Below are 19,637 nucleotides of genomic sequence, written 5' to 3' on the forward strand. Positions count from 1 at the left end.
ACTGCGAGATCCGCGTATTTTTCACATTTCGGGTCAACTATCGTTCGATACGGGATGCTGGCGGCCAAAAATGACTTCCATACGGGCACCGCCCAGCAAACTTTCACCGGTTTCAATCTTGCCCTCGTACTGATCGACAATTTCCCTGGCGACGGATAATCCGACGCCCTGGCCTGGCCGCAGCGTATCGGCGCGCTGGCCGCGATCGAACACCACTTCGCGTTTATTACGGGGAATGCCAGGACCATCATCCTCAACGATAATATGCAGTTCGTTATCCGTTACCCGCGCGGACACCTCGACAAACTCCAGACAATATTTGCAGGCGTTATCGAGCAGGTTTCCCATCACTTCCATAAAGTCATTTTTCTCACCGACAAAGCTAATTTCCGGTGAGATATCCAGACTGATGTTGACCCCTTTACGCTGGTACACCTTGTTCAGCGCAGAGGTGAGGTTATCCAGCAGCGGGGCTACCGGGTGCAGTTCACGGCTCAACAGGGCGCTTCCGGAACGCATGCTCGCGCGGTGCAGGTAATAGCCGATCTGCTGTGAAATACGGCTGATTTGTTCCAGCATCACCGGCTCGGCGTCATCCACGCTCATTTTCGAACTGCGCATGGAACGCAGGGTACTCTGCATCACGGCCAGCGGGGTTTTCAGGCTGTGCGTAAGGTCGGTGAGCGTCGTGCGATACTTGTCGTAGCGTTCACGTTCGCTTTTCAGCAGGCGGTTGAGGTTGCGCACCAGGCTGGTCAGCTCACGCGTGGTCTCCGGGTTTAGCTTCTCGCGGTGATGTTCCTCCAGCTCGCGCACCTCTTTGGCAAGGGATTCAATCGGGCGGAGGCTCCACCACGCAGCAACCCACAGGAGAGGGATCACCAGCAGCAGGTTGGCAGCCAGAACATACACAAACCAGTTCCAGACCATATACGAGCGTTTCAGCTCAACCGGTATGGTATCGATCACCACAATGGTTAACTGCGGCATGTTCAGGGTGGCGGGGTAAAGGTTGATGGCCACAGAGTGGGTCATCTCCGTGTCGTCATCTTCGGCACGGATCTCATTAAGCTTAATCTGTAAGGCACGATCGTCACGCAGCAGGCTGCTGGTGGAGTTGAGGTCGGCTTCTATTTCATGAAAACCGTTGGTTTTCAGCCATTCCGGACGGATGCGCTTTTTCAACCACGGGACATCGCGCTGGGCCCACAGCAATTTCCCTTTTTCATCATAGATCAGCGCCAGCGTCGGGCTCTGCTGATTCAGGTTTTCCGGCATCTCGACGGTGATTCGGTTGTTCTCCCACTTCGCCAGGGTATAAAACAGGTTACTTTCGCCGCGAAGCAGGCGGAAGGTGGTTTTATCGAAGCTCACGCTATAACCGACCAACGCCACCATCCCGTAAGAGAGCGACAGCACCAGCACGACGGCGGCGGTTGCCAGCAAAAAGCGAACCCGCAGCGAAAGGGGTAAAATGTGGCGCAATATCCCTTTCATTTAGCGTAATTCGAACAGGTAGCCCTGACCACGCACGGTGGTGATTACGTCATGCGGGTACTGCGCCTGAATTTTTTTACGCAGGCGACCCATCAGCACGTCAATGGTGTGGCTTTCGCGCAGCTCGGCATCCGGATAGAGCTGAAGCATCAGGGAATCTTTGCTCACCACTTTACCGTTGTTACGGATCAGCGTTTCCATGATGGTGTATTCGAATGCGGTCAGCTTGATCACTTCATCATTAATAGAAAATTCGCGGCGAGAGAGATCCACCTGGAACGGCGGCAGAGAGATAACCTGTGACGCCAGCCCGCTGTTGCGGCGCAGCAGCGCCTGCATACGCGCGGCGACTTCTTCAATATGGAAGGGTTTGGTCACGTAGTCATCCGCGCCAGCGCTCAGGACTTCAACCTTGTCCTGCCAGCCTTCGCGGGCAGTCAGCACCAGCACCGGCAGGGAAACGTCATGGCTACGCCAGCGGCGGATAAGGGACAATCCGTCTTCATCCGGCAGCCCTAAATCGACAATGGCGATGTCCGGCAGGTGTTCATTGAGATAATAATCGGCCTCTTTTGCGTCTTCAGCATCATCCACCTGATGACCCATCTCCTGAAGTTGAACTTTCAGGTGATGACGTAGCAATGCGTTATCCTCAACAACCAGTACGCGCATCATCACTTCTCCCTTTATAAATGGTATGAACAGTTTAACGCTGATTATCCAGGTTGACACCAGCGTGATGAAATTAAATGATTTTTTTCATGCTCCCGTACACAGGGGCATGACGCCAGGCATCTGATTATTAAGTATGTTGACCTGAGCCCGGTTCATATCGCCCACCCACCTCACGTAAGCCTCATGCGCCCCCAGCAGGGGCGGGTAATATAAACTGACTTGTTTTCGCAAGCTTTCGCAATCCCGATAAAACAGCCATCCGTTTATGAACTGTTGAAGGCGAGTCGCTTTTTAGACAGCACGGGCACGCCAGTTTTGTAAATATTGCCCTTTTTTTTGTAAGGATGTTCTCACTATGCCTGGCTTTGTCTACGCTTATTTTATGGTGCGAAATTAGATTTGCATAAGATGTGCCAGAAAAGCAGCATTTTTACACAACAAAACAGCAATATAGCGAGTAAAGAGGATTTTATGGAATGGAAGGTTGTTGAGACTATTGCGAGCCCGGAAAGCGGAACCATCTTTTGCAAAGTTGAAACACAGTATGGTCTGAATTATATCCTGTGGTTAAAGGGAGATTATTACGTTCGTACAGGTGAAATCATCACCACTTCAAACCAGGGGATCCTGATTAACGATCGGCGGCGTAGAGTATGGATAGCGCAGGCAATGCCCTTTACATCAATAGGCTGGATGGGGTTCAAACAGAAAAACGCGTGTCCAGGCAACCGACAGGAGATGGATCGCCCGTGCACGGCTGAAACCCCGTGCCAGTTCAAACTGTGCCCGTTCGGCTTAAAACGGTATATTCCGGAAAGTTATTCCACGGCAAAAAATAACATTCAGCCTGACGGCAGGCTCTAATCCCGGCAAAACAGATAATGTGACGTGAAATGTCGGCTCGATGATGTAAAGCAGCCCCCTTTCCAGGTGGAAAGGGGGAAGGGCGATTACTTCAGCTCGTCAACCATAGCGATAGCACGGCCAATATAGTTTGCCGGGGTCATCTCTTTCAGGCGCGCTTTTTCTTCTTCTGGCAGCGCCAGACCGTCGATAAACTGTTTCATACCTTCAGCATCAACGCGTTTACCGCGGGTCAGCTCTTTGAGTTTCTCGTACGGTTTTTCGATGCCGTAACGACGCATCACGGTCTGAATCGGCTCCGCCAGCACTTCCCAGTTGTGATCCAGCTCGTCCAGCAGACGGTCGCGGTTAACTTCCAGTTTGCTCACACCTTTCAGGGTGGACTGGTAGGCGATCAGCGCGTAGCCAATACCTACGCCCAGGTTACGCAGCACCGTGGAGTCAGTCAGGTCGCGCTGCCAGCGGGATACCGGCAGCTTGCTCGCCATATGCTGCAACACGGCATTCGCCAGACCCAGGTTACCTTCGGAGTTTTCGAAGTCGATTGGGTTCACTTTGTGCGGCATGGTGGACGAACCGATTTCCCCGGCGATAGTCTTCTGCTTGAAGTGGTTCAGAGCGATGTAACCCCATACGTCACGATCGAAGTCGATCAGGATGGTGTTGAAGCGCGCAATGCAGTCAAACAGCTCGGCGATGTAGTCGTGCGGCTCAATCTGGGTGGTGTACGGGTTCCACTGGATCCCCAGAGAGGTCACAAACTCTTCGCTGAACTGGTGCCAGTCCACTTCCGGGTACGCGGCGATGTGGGCGTTGTAGTTACCCACCGCGCCGTTGATTTTGCCGAGGATCTCAACCTGCTCCAGCTGACGATACTGGCGCTCCATGCGGTACGCCACGTTCGCCATCTCTTTACCCATGGTGGATGGGGTTGCTGGCTGGCCGTGAGTACGGGACAGCAGCGGAATGTCGCGGTATTCCACGGACAGCGCTTTCACCGCATCAATGATTTTACGCCAGTAAGGGAGTACTACCTCTTTCCGCGCGGTAGAGAGCATCAGCGCGTGAGACAGGTTGTTAATATCTTCAGACGTACAGGCGAAGTGAATAAATTCAGATACCGCGTGCAGGGCAGGGACGCTTGCCACTTTCTCTTTCAGGAAGTATTCAACCGCTTTCACGTCGTGGTTGGTGGTGCGTTCGATGGTTTTAATGCGCGCGGCATCTTCTTCGCTGAACTCAGCAACGATTTTATCAAGGTAATCGTTTGCCTCTGCGTCAAAAGCAGGAACTTCCTTGATTGCTGTCTGGGCGGCCAGCTTTTGCAGCCAGCGTACTTCAACCTGAACACGGAACTTCAGCAGGCCATATTCGCTGAAGATCCCGCGCAGCGCGCTGACTTTATCGCCGTAGCGTCCATCGACAGGGGATACGGCGGTCAGTGAGGATAATTCCATAATTCGCAACTCCGGGAGGTTAACAATGAGCAAGAATTTGTTTTGCCTGAGTCGTCAGGCGATGACGAGAAAACATTAACTGTAGGCGGCCACCGCCGACCTGTTGCCACAGCACGGCGGCACGGATGCCTGCCAGCAGCGAAGCGCGTACCTTCGCCTGTACCTGTGGGCTTTGCAATACGGCAGGCGAACCGGTGACCTGAATACGCGGGCCTAGCGGGCTAATCACGTCAACGTAGATACCGGCCATCGCGCTGAGCAGGGTCTCAGACTGGAGGTCAAAGTGGTCGAGCTGGCGCTGTAGCCCGGCGATGCGGTCGCCCAGGGTATTCATTGCGCCTTTTGCCGCATTAAGCTTACGTTCCAGTACCATCAGGCTTAAGGTGTAGCGGGTCAGTTCCGCGTTCAACCCCTGACGGTTGCTGGCGTTGAGCACGCCGAGCAGAGTTTCAAGACCGAGACGAAGATTGGTTTCACTGCCGCCAAAGACGCCCAGCGTGGAGCCTGGGTTAAGATCGATAACGCTGTTGAGTGAAACGTGCAGGGCATCAGCGTCGCAATGACCCTGATGCGCCAGCTGTTGCACCAGACGGGCTGACTGGCAAATTCCCGCCAGCGCCAGGGTGATGTCATAATAGTTCTTCGCCACACGGTCTCCTTTATGTGTGCAAACGGTTTAAACAGCAGGCAGCGGCAGGCGCTGTTCAATGATCCCACCGCCGAGGCAAATTTCGCCGCTGTAGAAAACAGCAGACTGGCCAGGGGTAACGGCGGAAACCGGCTCGTCGAAACGCACGTCAATGCGATCGTCATCCAGTGCGGTTACGGTGCAAGGGATGTCCGTCTGGCGGTAGCGCGTTTTCACTGTGCAGCGTAGCGTGCCTTTCAGCGGCTCGCGATCGACCCAGTGCAGCTGTTGCGCGATCAGTCCAACGGACATCAGGCGCGGGTGGTCGTGACCCTGAGCCACAACCAGAATATTGTTTTCGACGTCTTTGTCGACCACGTACCACGGATCTTCGCTGCCCTCTTTGGTGCCGCCGATACCCAGACCTTTACGCTGGCCGAGAGTGTGGTACATCAGCCCCTGGTGCTGACCAATCTCATCACCGTCAACGGTGACGATTTTGCCCGGCTGTGCAGGCAGGTAGCGCCCCAGGAACTCGCGGAATTTACGCTCGCCGATAAAACAGATACCGGTGGAGTCTTTTTTCTTCGCGGTGATCAGATCCAGATCTTCAGCAATCTTACGCACTTCCGGCTTTTCAAGCTCGCCGACCGGGAACAGGCTCTGGGCAATCTGTTCGTGGCTCAGCGTATAGAGGAAGTAGCTCTGATCTTTGTTGCCGTCCAGGCCGCGCAGCAGCTGGCTTTTGCCATTCACATCCGCGCGACGCACGTAGTGGCCGGTCGCAATGTAGTCTGCGCCCAGGTCTTCCGCGGCGAATTCCAGGAAGGCTTTGAATTTGATCTCTTTGTTGCACAGGATATCCGGGTTTGGCGTGCGGCCCGCTTTGTACTCTTCGAGGAAGAGTTCAAAAACGTTGTCCCAGTATTCTGCGGCAAAGTTAACGGTGTGCAGTTCGATGCCGAGCTTATCGCACACGGCCTGCGCATCGGCGAGATCCGCAGCGGCAGTGCAGTATTCCTCGCCATCGTCTTCCTCCCAGTTCTTCATGAACAGGCCCTCCACCTTATAGCCCTGTTGCTGCAACAGGTAGGCGGAAACGGAGGAATCGACACCGCCGGACATGCCGACGATTACTTTTTTCTGGCTGTTATCTGACATGGAATACTCACGACATTGAACTTCAAGGCGGCGTATTCTATCACGCCCCCCCACCATTGACACCCTCTCTAAACGGCCAGTTAAATTCTGCAATGACATCCAGCGGCAGGCGCGCCGCAGACTGCCAGCAGCGGATGCTTTCCGCCACCAGCGGTGAACGCAGGTTTGGCGCGTTCAGGATCTCCTCGGCAGTCACCCACAGGCAGCGATCGATATCGTCGTCGTGCGGTTTAGTGGCGCACGTTTCGTTAAGTTCAACGGCGAATAAGAAGCGCAGGAAAGGCGTCTGGTCAGGCGCTATCCACTGATGCATACGGATAAAATGCTGCGGTTCGGCGCGGATACCCGTCTCCTCCCACAGCTCACGGGCTGCCGCCTGGCGTAAGGTTTCATTGGCTTCAAGATGCCCGGCAGGCTGGTTCCACAGCGCTTTGCCGTTGATGGTCTCTTCCACCACCAGGAATTTCCCCTGCGCATGGACCACGCAGGCGACCGTAACATGAGGTTTAAACATCAGTTCTCCTTAGGGGTAACATCCCGCCATTCCCCGTTTGCCAGCGAGTCCAGCGTGTAGCTGCCCATGGCATAGCGAATGAGTCGCAGGGTAGGGAAGCCCACATGCGCAGTCATGCGCCTGACCTGTCGGTTGCGGCCTTCATAAAGGGTGATTTTAAGCCAGCTGGTGGGAATGGATTTCCGCTCACGAATCGGCGGGTTGCGCGGCCACAACCACTCGGGTTCATTCACGCGCTCAATACCAGCCGGCAGGGTGGGACCGTCGTTCAGCGTTACGCCGTTACGCAGTTTTGCCAGCGACGCGTCGTCCGGCTCGCCTTCAACCTGCACAAAGTAAATTTTCCCGGTACGCTTGCCCGGCTGAGTGAGCCTGGCCTGGAGCACGCCGTCATTGGTGAGCACCAGCAGCCCCTCGCTGTCACGATCCAGACGTCCCGCCGCGTAGACTCCCTGTACAGGGATAAAATCCTTCAGCGTGCTGCGCCCGGCCTCGTCGGTGAACTGCGGCAATACATCGTAGGGTTTATTGAACAGTATGACCCGCGTTGGCTGGGGTTCTGGCGTTCTTCTGGTGGCTTGTCGTGAGCTGAATCGCTCAACCCGGTGTTTTCTAAAAGAAGTTTTCGTCATGGTATTTTCAGGCGTTATCAATTGCCGCATTATAGCCTAATAACGAAGACCTTTCATGGCGTCGGACAATCAGGTACTATCGGAAGGCTCATTACAATTTATTAACATAAGATCAGTAACAACCAGAAGCGCTCGAAGGAGAGGTTAATGGAAAGCAAAGTAGTTGTTCCGGCGGAAGGTAAAAAGATCACCCTGCAAAACGGCAAGATTAACGTTCCTCACAACCCGATTATCCCGTTCATTGAAGGCGACGGTATCGGCGTAGACGTTACCCCGGCAATGCTGAAAGTGGTTGATGCCGCTGTTGAGAAAGCCTACAAAGGCGAGCGTAAAATTTCCTGGATGGAAATTTACACCGGTGAAAAATCGACTCAAGTTTATGGCCAGGACGTCTGGCTGCCAGCCGAAACGCTGGACCTGATCCGCGACTATCGCGTTGCTATCAAAGGCCCTCTGACCACGCCAGTTGGCGGCGGCATTCGCTCCCTGAACGTGGCGCTGCGTCAGGAACTGGATCTGTATGTGTGTCTGCGTCCGGTGCGTTACTACCAGGGCACCCCAAGCCCGGTTAAGCACCCGGAACTGACCGACATGGTTATCTTCCGTGAAAACTCAGAAGACATCTACGCCGGTATCGAATGGAAAGCGGACTCTGCTGATGCAGAAAAAGTGATTAAATTCCTGCGCGAAGAGATGGGTGTGAAGAAAATTCGCTTCCCTGAGCATTGCGGCATCGGCATCAAGCCGTGCTCCGAAGAAGGGACCAAGCGTCTGGTGCGTGCCGCCATCGAATACGCTATCACCAACGATCGTGACTCTGTGACCCTGGTTCACAAAGGCAACATCATGAAGTTCACCGAAGGCGCGTTCAAAGACTGGGGCTACCAGCTGGCGACCGAAGAGTTCGGCGGTGAACTGATCGACGGCGGCCCATGGCAGAAAATTAAGAACCCGAACACCGGTAAAGAGATCATCATTAAAGATGTGATTGCCGATGCGTTCCTGCAACAGATCCTGCTACGACCTGCTGAGTATGACGTGATCGCCTGTATGAACCTGAATGGTGACTACATCTCCGATGCGCTGGCCGCACAGGTGGGTGGTATCGGTATCGCCCCGGGCGCGAACATCGGTGACGAGTGCGCCCTGTTCGAAGCAACTCACGGTACTGCACCTAAATACGCAGGCCAGGACAAAGTCAACCCAGGCTCTATCATTCTGTCCGCAGAGATGATGCTGCGTCATATGGAATGGTTCGAAGCCGCAGACCTGATCGTTAAGGGTATGGAAGGCGCGATTAACGCGAAAACCGTCACCTATGACTTTGAACGTCTGATGGAAGGCGCTAAACTGCTGAAATGCTCAGAGTTTGGCGACGCGATTATCGCGAACATGTAATCCACTCGCTGGGTTAAATGACAACGGGAGCCTGAGGGTTCCCGTTTTTTATGCACACAAGACGGAAACAACGCTATGACCCATGATATCCCGCTCAAGTATTATGACATCGTCGACGAGTATGCGACCGAAACGGCGAAACCGGTAGAAGAGGCAGAGCGTACGCCGCTGGCACACTATTTCCAGCTGCTGCTCACTCGCTTATACAATAATGAGGAAATCAGTGAAGAGGCGCAGCGGGAGATGGCTGTCCAGGCGGAGATAGACGAAGCGCGCATTGACGATATTGCGAACTTCCTGAATCAGTGGGGCAATGAATAACGCGTCATCGCGCTGAGTCTGCCAGCAGCCTGGCGAGGTCGTGCCGGGTTAGCGACTTTGAAAAGTACCAGCCTTGTACGAGGGCATCGGGGTATCTCTGCGCGATGAACTGATATTGCGTTTCGCTTTCAACCCCTTCAAAAACCAGGGTTTTGTGCAGTTTAGCGAGCGCGTCGCTGAAGATCACCAGGATATCCTGTTTATAGTGCTCGCTGATGCCGTCCACTAACGACTTATCCACCTTGATTTCGTCATATTTGAGATTTGATAGCCTGGCCAGATTAGAGTTTTGCACACCAAAATCGTCTATTGAAATTTTGACGCCTGCCGATTTAAGCTCCTCACAAAACTCTTCAAGGATGGCCGCGGTGGAAACGCCATTCTCGGATAACTCAACTTTGATTAGCGATAAGGGAATCGCGTTCTCTGAGCATTCATGACGTAATACCGCCAGGAATTTGCCATCTTCAATTTCCGTCCGGCCAACGTTCAGTGAAATCATTAACTGATGTTCAGCGGCCAGCGCGGCAATTTCCGCCAGGGATTTCTTTATCATGTTCTGATAATAAACGTTATACAGGCCAATTTTTTTAATTAACGGGATAAACAGCTCAGGAGAAACCTCTTTGTGATTGTTATCCTGCCATCTTGATAACACTTCAACCCCGACGATTTTCTTATCAGCAACCCGAATAACAGGCTGAAAATGAACGCTGATGGTATTCGCTTTTACCGCTTTGACCAGCGTTCGCTCCAGAGAACGTCGGTCTTCATAAAGTCGAAGAGAAAACAGCGTCAGGGATACCCAGATAAAGTATAAAAACAGGCACAGAAGCACCATCACTACGTGGGAGAGCGAAGCCAGTCCGGCATCATGGTGTGTGACGGTAACGCACAAATCCCAGCGTGTACTGCACTCCGTCACAGCCAGCGTAAATAACAGAGACTGTAAGCGGCTGAGGTTTTCTGATGGCGGCGTAACGGTGAAAAAGGTGCGGCCGAAATCTTTAGTGGAAGAAAGAAGCGAATAGTTGGCGGTAACGGGGGCAAATTTATCGTAGGCTGAACGGGAGGTGAAGATAATAAGGTGGTTATAGATTGTCGCATTGCCGACAAAGAAATCTTTCTGCGAAAACTGCGCCAGGCTGAATCCGTTCTGGGTATTATGCAGCTCAGAGGGAAGGGCGATGGGATTTGCCAGCTTGCCCCAAAACGCGGTGCAGGTGATTTTCCCCTTTTCAATAAACCCCACATCGGCGAAATAGAGACTTCGCATCTTTAATTTTCGGTAGACGTTCAGACTGGCGCTATCGCATCCCTGCGCGGAGGTATTTTTAAGCGTACTGGCGATATTTTGCGTTAACTCTTCAGAATAGCTTAAGAGCGTGTGGGAGATCTCCCTCTGCCGGTTCTTTTGCTGCTCAGCGATAATGGCGTTAACCGCATACAGCGACAGGACGACCATAAAGGTTGAGATGATAGCAACGGCAATGGCCTTCTTCATTTTCCTGTTGTCCCACCACGTCCTGAGGTGCAGGGATCTTAACACAGGTCATAAAAGCTACAAGTATGAGAGTTGAGGCTGCACGGAATCGAAAGGAAAGCCACCATGCCAGGCTCCTTTCATCTCAGAACCACTCAAACCGTGTTGAGAGCAGTAGCAGTAACGTACTGGCAGAAACAAGATTAAGGCAGATGACAAACTTGCTTGATACGTTCATGTTATCAACGTTTTTGTTGTTCAGTAGCCACAGAGAATAGCGTTTCACCTCCACTGAAGAAACGCCAGATTTTGGTGGGTTCGGGCAAAAAAAAGCCCACTCAAGAGTGGGCAAGAAATACTGGAAGCAATGTGAGCAATGTCGTACTGAATACCTGAGTGATTTCCTCAACTATTCAGTAATGAGAAAGATAATCTTTCTCAGTAAAAGATGCAACCCCACGATGAGTGTGGAACGGCATTTTTTTACTGCTCATATTTTAATCAAACGAACCGTGTGATTCTTATCACAAATTTCCTTTCTCAGATCCTGTGCTATCCTTTTCTGTGTCGTTGATTTAATGACAAAAACCATACAGAGAGGAAAGCTATGGGAATTTTATCCTGGATTATCTTTGGGCTGATTGCGGGGATCCTGGCGAAGTGGATTATGCCGGGCAAAGATGGCGGCGGTTTCATCGTCACGATCATTCTGGGGATTGTGGGTGCAGTCGTCGGTGGCTGGATCAGTACCCTGTTCGGCTTTGGCAGAGTTGATGGCTTCAACTTCGGCAGCTTTGTCGTCGCGGTGATTGGCGCCCTGGTTGTTCTGTTTATCTACAGAAAAATCAAAAGCTAAATCTGACCTGAGTTAAAAAAGGCTGCCTGACGGCGGCCTTTTTACTTTGGGCGTTACCACCAGCCCAACTGCGTACCGGCGACGGCCACGATGGCGACAATCAGCATGATGATGGTCGTTTTTCTCATTTAAGCCCCCGGCGCGGCGTAACCACCAAGGAAAAACCAGCCTAAAAACACCACCGCCGTGATAAAAATAACCACCGGAAAGAGGATCCCTATTCTCATGCCATCACCTGTTTGAGTTTGTATAAGGCCGTAGAGTGTACGATTTTAATCTAACGCGACAAAGCCTGTTTTGCTTTTTCCTTTTTTATCCTGATACATCGCGAGGTCTGCGGTGCGCAGGGCGCTATCTTCATCAGTGCGGTGAGGATCAACAATAACGACGCCAAGGCTTGCGCCGGGATAAATAATAGTGGCATTACCCAACCCGTATTCGCCCGCGATGAGACCATTGAGGCGGGTTTTGATTGCGTTGACCCCTTTGCTGGCGTCGCCATCATCGCTGTGACTCAGGCTGGCAACCAGAAATTCATCGCCGCCGAGCCGGCCAATAATCTCATCCTGCGTTTGCTCGTGAGTCAGCCGCTTGCCGACCTGTACAAGGAAGCGATCGCCCGCCTCATGCCCGTACTGGTCATTGATTCGCTTGAAATCATCGAGGTCAATAAAGGCCATCATGACGTTGTGGTTAAGGTGGCGCGCCAGTGAGAACAGGGTGGTAAGGTTTTCAAAAATGGCGCGACGATTCGGCAGGCCGGTGAGGGCGTCGGTGTAAGAGTGGGCAATGAGCGCCGCATTTGCTTCGCGAAGCTGAAGCACAAGCGACTCTTTCTGAATGTACTGACCAATTAAACCGGCAAAGAGTCTGATCACCTGCTCGCCACGCTCGCTGAACTGTTTCTGTGCGGTGCTGGCCGCGCAAAGCGTGCCATACAGAGAACCGTCAGCCAGGTGAACCGGCACGCTCATATAGGTTGTAATGCCCAGTGCTTTGGCCGCTTCACACTCCGGCCAGCGGTCGGGCACCTCGTTACTGAACAACGTGTCGCTGTCGATGGCGCGCTTACACAGTGTTTCGTCCCAGGGCACGCTGAACCCTTCAGGGATCTGCATTTGCTTGCTGTTACGGGCATATAAAATGTGCTGCAAACGCGCATTGATATCGACTTTCGTCAGGTAGGTTGATTCCATATCCGTCACAATTTCCAGCATTTCCAGTAGCTGACGCACCAGACTGTCGAGAGATTGCTCAGTGGAGAGGGTTTCTGAAACACGGGCAAGAATGATATCTGACATGAGGCAGGATGACTCCCATGCAGAAGACCTCTGTATCTGCATGTTATGCTGAAAATATAGACTCCAGCCATAGTAAAACATGAACAGGATTAATTTTATAGATTCTTCTGGAGGCGGATGAGGGTGAGGCTAAAAAAAGCCCCGATGTTGAGATCGGGGCAAAACATCTTGATTACGGAATGATGTTCTCTGGTCAGTGTGAGAACAGGCATCACTATAAGGGGGAATCGTGCAGGTTTAATGGAGAAATCATGGAGAAAACGGCGATGACCCGTTACTCTGACGTTTTTACACCCTGAAGGATCACGATAATGAAATATCTTCTCCTGGCGCTGGTTTTACCGCTGGCCGCCTGCTCAACAAAGACAACCCCTCCTGATGCGCCTCAACCGCCGCACGCTATTGGTATGGCAAACCCGGCGTCAGTGTACTGTCTGGAGAAAGGGGGAGAGCAAATCCCTGTTCAAAGCCCGCAGGGCGTACGTACCGAGTGCAAATTGCCAGGCGGGGAAGTGATCGATGAATGGGATCTCTACCGCCGCGATCACCCGCAACCGACCAGATGACAACGGCAATAAAACTGCGATACACTTCTCTTTAGGATTATTCTTAGCCAGTTTCTGGCAGTACGTTTGCGAGAAGAAGTATGTTTCAGTTAAAACCGGGCAGCATGGCGATGATCGTGGGTGCGCGTACGGCGGCAGGCCGTCGAAATATCGGTAAATCCGTCGAGCTGTTTGGACTTTGTCAGCCGGGCCAGCGTTTTGTGAACCCGGTTAACGGCGTCATGACGCAATTACCCGCCACGTCAGCGCGTGCGCTGTGGCTGGTCACTGGTGATGTTTATGCCTTTGATAACCAGCACGGTTTTGCGTTTGTTCGCCCGGAACATCTGATGCCGCTTACTCCCGACGAGATGCCACACAACGTGGATGAGCTGGCGATCGGTTAATCACAGTTTACGCAGCCAGTCCGCCAGAACCTGCGCGTGATTCTGCTCCGTATTTTTCGCCCCATAGAGTAGCGTCACGGTCTGCTGTTTGGCGAGAGCCGCCAGGCGTTTGCCTTCATCCTGATGCTGCGCCAGCTCTTTACGATAGGCTTCACTGAACGCGGTGAAATCTATCGTTTCACTGTGAAAAGCTTTTCGCAGTTCGCTGGACGGCGTTAGCGCTTTACACCACTCATCGCAGGCGAGGTCGGTCTTTTTTATCCCTCGCGGCCAGAGTCTGTCGACCAGGATCCGGTAACCGTCTTTTGAGGTCGCCTGCTCATACACGCGTTTACATTGAATCATGGGTCCTCCTCATTTCCTTACGACGTTCTGCAAGAACACTATAGCACCCGGCTTTTATCCACCCAATTTAAGGTATTGTGATAATTGCAAAAGATCGGTAGTCTGAGGTTCCTTATGTTATCTGAAAATCCTCCGGCATAAGGAATCTCTGATGGAACTCTCCCCGGTTAAAACGACGCTGCGCATTGCGCTGGTTGGTGATTACAATCCCGATGTTATTGCGCACCAGGCGATCCCGCTGGCGATTGACGACGCCGCTGCGGTTCTGGATCTCACCGCTGATTATGACTGGCTCGCCACGCCTGAGCTGACCAGCGCCGAAGACCTGGTCGGGTATGATGCCATCTGGCTGGTACCGGCAAGCCCGTATAAAAACACCGAGGCGGCGTTTATTGCGGCCCGTTACGCGCGTGAGAACAGCATCCCCTTTCTCGGCACCTGCGGCGGGTTCCAGCATGCGCTGATTGAGTATGCGCGTAATGTACTGGGCTGGCACGATGCAGGCCATGCCGAAACCGACACCGAGGGAAGGATGGTCATTGCGCCGCTGACCTGCTCGCTGGTGGAAAAAACCGACGCGATCGAGCTGCGGAATAACACGCTGATTGCTAAAGCGTATGGCAAGCCGGAAATTCAGGAGGGGTATCACTGCAATTACGGCGTCTCACCTGAGTTTGCCGACCAGCTTGAGCGGGGCGACATGCGCGTAACGGGCTGGGACGAGCAGGGCGAGATCCGCGCGGCAGAGCTGGTAACCCATCCTTTCTTTGTCCTCACCCTGTTCCAGCATGAGCGGGCCGCGCTGCAAGGGCGCCCGGTCGTGCTGGTACAGGCCATGCTGCGGGCGGCGCAGGGATAAAAAAAGCAGACCTCCGGGTCTGCCTTGAATGTCAGCGGGGTGTGATCTCCCGGTCACGCCCGGCAAGCATACCGCATAACGCCATCACCACCGCGGCCAGCGCGCAGGCGAGCAGCGGAATGCGCCAGTCTCCGGCGGTATCATGAATTTTCCCCATCAGCGGTGGGCCACAGGCCGCCAGAAGATAGCCAATCGACTGTGCCATGCCGGAGAGCGCTGCGGCCTGATGGGCCGAGCTGGCGCGCAGCCCGATAAACGTCAGGCCGAGGATCATGGTGGCGCCGGATCCAAAGCCAAACACCAGCGTCCAGACGACGGCCAGCCCCGGCGCGAACCAGAACCCGGCCGCGCTGACGGCGCACATCAGGGCGACTAGCCCGGCAATGCCACGCTGATCGTTAAGACGGTGCAGGATCAGCGGAATGGCGAGACCGGGAACCGCGGTCGCCAGCTGGAGAAGCCCGTGCATGGAGCCAGCCTGCGTTTCGCTGTAGCCATGGCTAAGCAAAATCGCGGGTAACCAGCCGATAATGACGTAGTAAATCAGCGAGTTAATGCCCAGAAAAAGCGTCACCTGCCAGGCGAGCGCCGAGCGCCAGATAGCCCGATTGTGCAGCGCGCCCGCTCCGGTCAGGGTGGCGGCCGGCTTCTGGCGCCATTGCGGTAACCACAGCAGCAGCGCCACCAGCGGGAAGAACATCAGCATCAACAGCGCCCCGTGCCAGCCACCACTCCCCAGCGACAGCGGGACGATCAGCGCCGACCCTGCGGCGGCAGCGGCTCCCATCGTCAGCGAATAAGCCCCCGTCAGTTTTGCGACCTGGCCCGGAAAATCACGTTTGATTAAGCCAGGTAACAGGACATTGCCCAGCGCAATCCCACAGCCCACGATCGCCGTACCGATAAACAGCAGCGAGGCCGACGGCAGCGAACGTACGCCAATCCCGATGCAAATCAGCAGCAGAGCGATAAAAAGGCTGCGCTCCATGCCCAGGCGCCGGGCGACGCCTGCGGCAAGGGGAGAGATAAAGGTGAAGGCCAGCAGAGGCAGCGTCGTGAGCAGGCCGGTTTGCGCCGTGCTTAAGCCATAGTCCTGTCGGATAGTGTCGAGCAGGGGGGCGACACCGGTAAAGGTGACGCGCAGCGTCGTGGCAATCATCAGGATGCCTGCAATCAGCAGCGCACCCTGTTTCCCGGAAGGTTGAATAGCAGTAGTCATTATTGTCTCTTACGTTCAGGCGAGCGCATACCATACCGATTTAAGTCGTGGTTGAAATCAGGCTAAAATGACAGTTTATCGCTAATATCGGACAACTTTATGTACGGACTGGGGCTCGACGGCTACGATCCCGATAGCCAGCACGACGCGGCGGTGGCCTTTCGCATCCGCGTGGTGGCACAGGAACAATATATTCCGCTGCATCAGCACCGCAAAGGGCAGCTGATTATGGCGCTGGGTGGCGCGATCACCTGTGAAGTGGAGAACGCGATGCTGATGGTGCCGCCCCAGTATGCGGTGTGGATCCCAGGACAAACGCCGCACAGCAACAAGGCGACGCCCGGCGCGCAGCTCTGTCTGCTGTTTATTGAACCCGGTGCGCTCGAATTACCGACGCGTACCTGTACGCTGAAAATATCGCCTCTGGTGCGGGAGCTGGTGCTGGCGCTTGCGGACAGGTCACGGGAGGAACTGCCTCTTCCCGCTACCGGAAGGCTGGTTGACGTCCTGTTTGATGAACTGCCCCTGCAACCGCAGGAGCATCTACAGCTGCCGGTATCTCCGCATCCAAAAATTCGCCTGATGAGTGAGACCATGGCAAACGAACCTGCCGCCTGGCAGACGCTGGCGCAGTGGGCCAGCCACTTTGCCATGAGCGAACGCAATCTGGCGCGGCTGGTGGTGAAAGAGACTGGCTTGAGCTTTCGCCGCTGGCGGCACCAGCTCCAGCTGATTGTCGCATTGCAGTTTTTGATCGGCGGAAAGTCGGTTCAGCAGGCGGCGCAGGCGCTGGGGTATGACTCCACCACCGCCTTCATCACCATGTTTAAGAAAGGACTGGGACAGACGCCCGCCCGCTATATCGCCAGCCTGACTACGACTTCCCGATAAACAGCGAAACCAGACCGGCAGCAATCAGCGGGCCAACCGGCACGCCACGAAACAGCGCCACGCCTAACACGGTGCCCACCAGTAGCCCGGCCACCAGCGAAGGCTGGCTGCTCATCAGCGTCACGCCGCGCCCGCCAAGCCACGAAACAAAAACGCCCACCGCAATCGCCACCAGCGATTTCCAGTTTACAAAGGAGTGCAGCAGCGTTGAGGCCGGTAGCGTTCCGCTGGCAATCGGGGCCATCACGCCGATGGTCAAAATAATGATCCCGATGGTAAGCCCCTGTTTTTCTATCCACGGGAAGAAGGTATTCAACGGTGTGACGCGAACAATGATCAGGACCAGAATAGAAATCGCGACGGTGGTGTTGTGGCTGACAAAACCCAGAGCAGCCAGGGCCAGAAGTATGAGCAGAGTAGGGTCGAACATGACGGGATCCTTGCCAAAAATAGTAAGCCTGCTTACTTTACGCGCAAACGCGACGGCAGGCAGGCTTTACTGAAAAAATTGTCTATTTTTGGGCACTTGCCTGACGTCAGTCCACCAGCTGCTGGATAAGTGGACTTCCTTCGCGGATAAACACCGGGATGGTTTCCAGCGCCGCAGGCACCCGGATATGCTCCCCACCGGCGTAGCGCTCACCGTTGAGAGCGATCCAGCTATTGCCCGTCGGCAGCCAGACATCGCGCTCACGCTGACCGGCCTGCATAACCGGCGCCACCAGAAGATCTTCGCCAAACAGATACTGATCTTCACACGTCCAGCTCTGCTTATCCTGCGGATAGTGCCAGAACAGCGGACGCATGAGAGGGTCTCCGTGCAGATGAGCCTGCTGGTACAACGCGTCAATATACGGGCGCAGGGTTTCGCGCACGGTAAGCCAGTGCTGCATGATGGCGTAATTCTCTTCTCCGTAACTCCACAGCTCATTAGGCGAACCGCTGTTACACTGAGGAATGCCGTCACGGTAGCGCTCCGGGGGCTGGATCTGCGGTACGCGATAGCCGTGCATGCGCAGAACCGGTGTAAACACCGCCCACTGGAACCAACGGATCAGCAATTCGTGGAACGCCGGGTCGTTAACGTTCCCTCCCTGGAAGCCACCGATATCGGTTGTCCACCATGGGATCCCCGCCAGCCCCATATTCAGTCCCGCGGCGAGTTGATTGCGAAAAGCATGGAACGAGGAGTGGACATCACCCGACCACGCCAGCACGCCGAAGCGCTGGCTGCCTGCCCAGGCGCAGCGTACCAGGTTAACAATGTCGGTTTCACCATTTGCCTGGAGCCCATCGTAAAAGCACTGCGCAAAGTCACGCGGGTAGCGATTGCCCACTTCCAGCACCGGACCGGCGTGGTAGCGATAGTTGTCAAAATCATAGGCGCGGTATTCCGGCTCCGCTTCGTCCAGCCAGAACAGCTTAATGCCCATGTCGTAGTAATTTTTCTTCACCGTATCCCAGACGAATTTCCGCGCCTCAGGATGGGTCGCATCAAAGAAGGTGGTATTGCCCATAAAATCGAGGTTGACCTGCACGCCACGTTCACTGCTGACCAGCCAGCCTTTGGCTTTCATCAGCGGGTAGAGAGGGCTGCGCGCCTCTACCGTTGGCCACACCGACACCATCAGCGCAATACCCATTTCGCGCAGCTCGTCGACCATCCCTTCAGGATCGGGCCAGTCTACGGGGTCGAAGCACCAGGTGCCCTGATTCGGCCAGTGGAAGAAGTCAATGACCATCACCGACAGCGGCAGATTACGGCGGCGATACTCCCGCGCAACCTCCAGCACCTCCTGCTGGGTGCGGTATCGTAATTTGCACTGCCACAGCCCGCTGATAAACGCCGGGGCGGGGGGCGGAGTACCGGTGGCTTTCACATACTGGCGGGTGATATCCGCCACCGTGTCGGCGGCGGTGATCCAGTAGTCCATTTCTCCTGTGACGCGGGCGCGCCATTCCGTCTGATTTTTTGCAAAGCTGGCTTCACCAATCGCCGGGTTGTTCCACAGCAGGCCATAGCCAAGGCTGGACTGCATAAAGGGCACGCTGGCCTGGGAGTTGCGCTGCGCCAGTTCCAGCGTACAGCCTTTCAGATCCAGCCACGGCTGTTGATACTGACCCATGCCATAGATGCGTTCATCCGGACGCGATTCAAACCGGACGGTGAGCTGATATTTGCCCCCCATTAGCGGCTTAAATTCGCGGCCATCCAGCTTCAGGGCGCTGACATATTTATCCTGGCTCTTCTCGCTGGCACCGATACCCACCGTTGAACGCTGGCGCCACATCTCTTCCAGCAGCAGTTCGCCGCGCTGATTGTAGAAGGCCAGCTGACCTTTAAGGTTCAGCGTCGCGGTAATATTGCCGTTGCGCAGCGTCAGGCTTTCCGCTTCGGCGACAATCTCAGCCTGGCAAGGGGCGGCGGGCAACAGTGCCTGTAAGGCGTCATCAAAAGCCGGGGAGCAGGTGGCCCTGACGCGCAGGCTGTTTTCACCCCACGGTTCAATACGCAGGATCTGGCGTTCAAAACGCCATTCGATACTGTTGGAATGTTGGATCAGCTCACTCATGGAAAACGCGT

The 19,637-nt window shown here is 54.5% G+C and carries 24 protein-coding genes; 8 read left to right on the forward strand and 16 right to left on the reverse strand.

Annotated elements, in window-relative coordinates:
* Nucleotides 1–33: 33 nt before the first annotated feature.
* Together phoQ and phoP are read right to left on the reverse strand one after the other, a co-directional pair.
* A complete protein-coding gene (phoQ, locus tag RS584_RS08455; RefSeq protein ID WP_015570801.1) occupies nucleotides 34–1,497 on the reverse strand; it encodes a two-component system sensor histidine kinase PhoQ in 1,464 nt (487 codons plus the stop codon).
* Nucleotides 1,498–2,169, reverse strand: a complete 672-nt coding sequence (gene phoP / locus RS584_RS08460; protein ID WP_026094318.1) for a two-component system response regulator PhoP — start codon at nucleotides 2,167–2,169, stop codon at nucleotides 1,498–1,500.
* A gap of 411 nt (nucleotides 2,170–2,580) precedes the next feature.
* Here phoP and RS584_RS08465 point away from each other — a divergent pair, with 411 nt between their 5' ends.
* Nucleotides 2,581–3,036 (forward strand): anti-adapter protein IraM, encoded by a 456-nt coding sequence (locus tag RS584_RS08465; protein WP_032619916.1) that lies wholly within the window; start codon nucleotides 2,581–2,583, stop codon nucleotides 3,034–3,036.
* 86 nt (nucleotides 3,037–3,122) lie between these two features.
* Here RS584_RS08465 and purB read toward each other — a convergent pair whose 3' ends face one another.
* From purB to rluE, 5 genes are read right to left on the reverse strand one after another with little or no spacing between them, the layout of a single operon-like run.
* Nucleotides 3,123–4,493, reverse strand: a complete 1,371-nt coding sequence (purB, locus tag RS584_RS08470) for an adenylosuccinate lyase (protein WP_315749339.1) — start codon at nucleotides 4,491–4,493, stop codon at nucleotides 3,123–3,125.
* A 19-nt stretch (nucleotides 4,494–4,512) separates the two neighbouring features.
* On the reverse strand, nucleotides 4,513–5,142 hold the full coding sequence (hflD, locus tag RS584_RS08475) for a high frequency lysogenization protein HflD (RefSeq protein ID WP_006809213.1): 630 nt from the start codon (nucleotides 5,140–5,142) through the stop codon (nucleotides 4,513–4,515).
* Between the two features lie 27 nt (nucleotides 5,143–5,169).
* Nucleotides 5,170–6,282 (reverse strand): tRNA 2-thiouridine(34) synthase MnmA, encoded by a 1,113-nt coding sequence (gene mnmA / locus RS584_RS08480; protein WP_032103856.1) that lies wholly within the window; start codon nucleotides 6,280–6,282, stop codon nucleotides 5,170–5,172.
* Nucleotides 6,283–6,322: 40 nt separating this feature from the next.
* Nucleotides 6,323–6,796 (reverse strand): NUDIX hydrolase, encoded by a 474-nt coding sequence (locus RS584_RS08485; RefSeq protein ID WP_063933334.1) that lies wholly within the window; start codon nucleotides 6,794–6,796, stop codon nucleotides 6,323–6,325.
* Nucleotides 6,796–7,458: a 23S rRNA pseudouridine(2457) synthase RluE gene (gene rluE, locus RS584_RS08490; RefSeq protein WP_017693618.1), complete on the reverse strand. Its 663-nt coding sequence runs from the start codon at nucleotides 7,456–7,458 to the stop codon at nucleotides 6,796–6,798. The genes RS584_RS08485 and rluE overlap by 1 nt, the downstream gene beginning before the upstream one ends.
* Before the next feature lie 117 nt (nucleotides 7,459–7,575).
* Here rluE and icd point away from each other — a divergent pair, with 117 nt between their 5' ends.
* Together icd and RS584_RS08500 are read left to right on the forward strand one after the other, a co-directional pair.
* Nucleotides 7,576–8,826, forward strand: a complete 1,251-nt coding sequence (gene icd, locus RS584_RS08495; protein WP_003857898.1) for an NADP-dependent isocitrate dehydrogenase — start codon at nucleotides 7,576–7,578, stop codon at nucleotides 8,824–8,826.
* A 75-nt stretch (nucleotides 8,827–8,901) separates the two neighbouring features.
* Nucleotides 8,902–9,147 (forward strand): YmjA family protein, encoded by a 246-nt coding sequence (locus tag RS584_RS08500; RefSeq protein ID WP_022650806.1) that lies wholly within the window; start codon nucleotides 8,902–8,904, stop codon nucleotides 9,145–9,147.
* A gap of 4 nt (nucleotides 9,148–9,151) precedes the next feature.
* Here RS584_RS08500 and RS584_RS08505 read toward each other — a convergent pair whose 3' ends face one another.
* Together RS584_RS08505 and yncL are read right to left on the reverse strand one after the other, a co-directional pair.
* Complete coding sequence (locus tag RS584_RS08505; protein ID WP_193041543.1) at nucleotides 9,152–10,651, reverse strand: cyclic diguanylate phosphodiesterase; 1,500 nt, start codon at nucleotides 10,649–10,651, stop codon at nucleotides 9,152–9,154.
* 124 nt (nucleotides 10,652–10,775) lie between these two features.
* Nucleotides 10,776–10,868 (reverse strand): stress response membrane protein YncL, encoded by a 93-nt coding sequence (gene yncL, locus RS584_RS08510; RefSeq protein WP_071524166.1) that lies wholly within the window; start codon nucleotides 10,866–10,868, stop codon nucleotides 10,776–10,778.
* A gap of 369 nt (nucleotides 10,869–11,237) precedes the next feature.
* Here yncL and RS584_RS08515 point away from each other — a divergent pair, with 369 nt between their 5' ends.
* A complete protein-coding gene (locus RS584_RS08515) occupies nucleotides 11,238–11,486 on the forward strand; it encodes a GlsB/YeaQ/YmgE family stress response membrane protein (protein ID WP_003857896.1) in 249 nt (82 codons plus the stop codon).
* Between the two features lie 53 nt (nucleotides 11,487–11,539).
* Here the strand turns inward: RS584_RS08515 and yoaJ are convergent, their stop codons facing one another.
* Genes yoaJ through RS584_RS08525 form a run of 3 tightly spaced genes read right to left on the reverse strand, consistent with a single transcriptional unit; the run spans nucleotide 11,540 to nucleotide 12,787 of the window.
* Nucleotides 11,540–11,614 carry a protein YoaJ gene (gene yoaJ / locus RS584_RS23380; protein WP_015570794.1) on the reverse strand — a complete coding sequence of 25 codons (75 nt, stop codon included), beginning with the start codon at nucleotides 11,612–11,614 and terminating at the stop codon, nucleotides 11,540–11,542.
* The gene (locus RS584_RS08520; RefSeq protein ID WP_015570793.1) at nucleotides 11,615–11,713 is read right to left on the reverse strand and encodes a YoaK family small membrane protein; all 99 of its coding nucleotides are present in this window, start codon (nucleotides 11,711–11,713) and stop codon (nucleotides 11,615–11,617) included.
* A gap of 45 nt (nucleotides 11,714–11,758) precedes the next feature.
* A complete protein-coding gene (locus RS584_RS08525) occupies nucleotides 11,759–12,787 on the reverse strand; it encodes a sensor domain-containing diguanylate cyclase (protein ID WP_315749343.1) in 1,029 nt (342 codons plus the stop codon).
* Between the two features lie 311 nt (nucleotides 12,788–13,098).
* Here RS584_RS08525 and RS584_RS08530 point away from each other — a divergent pair, with 311 nt between their 5' ends.
* Nucleotides 13,099–13,353 (forward strand): DUF333 domain-containing protein, encoded by a 255-nt coding sequence (locus tag RS584_RS08530; protein WP_015570791.1) that lies wholly within the window; start codon nucleotides 13,099–13,101, stop codon nucleotides 13,351–13,353.
* 80 nt (nucleotides 13,354–13,433) lie between these two features.
* Nucleotides 13,434–13,739, forward strand: coding sequence for a hypothetical protein (locus RS584_RS08535; protein WP_015570790.1), 306 nt, complete (start codon nucleotides 13,434–13,436; stop codon nucleotides 13,737–13,739).
* Here RS584_RS08535 and RS584_RS08540 read toward each other — a convergent pair whose 3' ends face one another.
* Nucleotides 13,740–14,084, reverse strand: a complete 345-nt coding sequence (locus tag RS584_RS08540; RefSeq protein ID WP_045339680.1) for a DUF488 domain-containing protein — start codon at nucleotides 14,082–14,084, stop codon at nucleotides 13,740–13,742.
* A 151-nt stretch (nucleotides 14,085–14,235) separates the two neighbouring features.
* Here RS584_RS08540 and RS584_RS08545 point away from each other — a divergent pair, with 151 nt between their 5' ends.
* The gene (locus RS584_RS08545; protein ID WP_017384697.1) at nucleotides 14,236–14,943 is read left to right on the forward strand and encodes a CTP synthase; all 708 of its coding nucleotides are present in this window, start codon (nucleotides 14,236–14,238) and stop codon (nucleotides 14,941–14,943) included.
* Nucleotides 14,944–14,974: 31 nt separating this feature from the next.
* On the opposite strand, the gene RS584_RS08550 is transcribed toward RS584_RS08545, so the two are convergent.
* On the reverse strand, nucleotides 14,975–16,162 hold the full coding sequence (locus RS584_RS08550; RefSeq protein WP_315749347.1) for a CynX/NimT family MFS transporter: 1,188 nt from the start codon (nucleotides 16,160–16,162) through the stop codon (nucleotides 14,975–14,977).
* A 99-nt stretch (nucleotides 16,163–16,261) separates the two neighbouring features.
* Between RS584_RS08550 and RS584_RS08555 the strand changes: the two genes are divergently transcribed.
* Nucleotides 16,262–17,053, forward strand: a complete 792-nt coding sequence (locus RS584_RS08555) for an AraC family transcriptional regulator (protein ID WP_017384695.1) — start codon at nucleotides 16,262–16,264, stop codon at nucleotides 17,051–17,053.
* On the opposite strand, the gene RS584_RS08560 is transcribed toward RS584_RS08555, so the two are convergent.
* Together RS584_RS08560 and RS584_RS08565 are read right to left on the reverse strand one after the other, a co-directional pair.
* Entirely contained in the window at nucleotides 17,037–17,483 is a 447-nt protein-coding gene (locus RS584_RS08560) for a DUF441 domain-containing protein (RefSeq protein ID WP_003857881.1), read from the reverse strand. The genes RS584_RS08555 and RS584_RS08560 overlap by 17 nt on opposite strands.
* Before the next feature lie 106 nt (nucleotides 17,484–17,589).
* Complete coding sequence (locus RS584_RS08565; RefSeq protein WP_315749349.1) at nucleotides 17,590–19,626, reverse strand: glycoside hydrolase family 31 protein; 2,037 nt, start codon at nucleotides 19,624–19,626, stop codon at nucleotides 17,590–17,592.
* Nucleotides 19,627–19,637: the final 11 nt, after the last annotated feature.

Origin of the sequence: Enterobacter sp. DTU_2021_1002640_1_SI_PRY_ASU_LCPMC_013 (genome assembly GCF_032389435.1) — a bacterium.
Classification (GTDB): Bacteria; Pseudomonadota; Gammaproteobacteria; order Enterobacterales; family Enterobacteriaceae; genus Enterobacter; species Enterobacter hormaechei_C.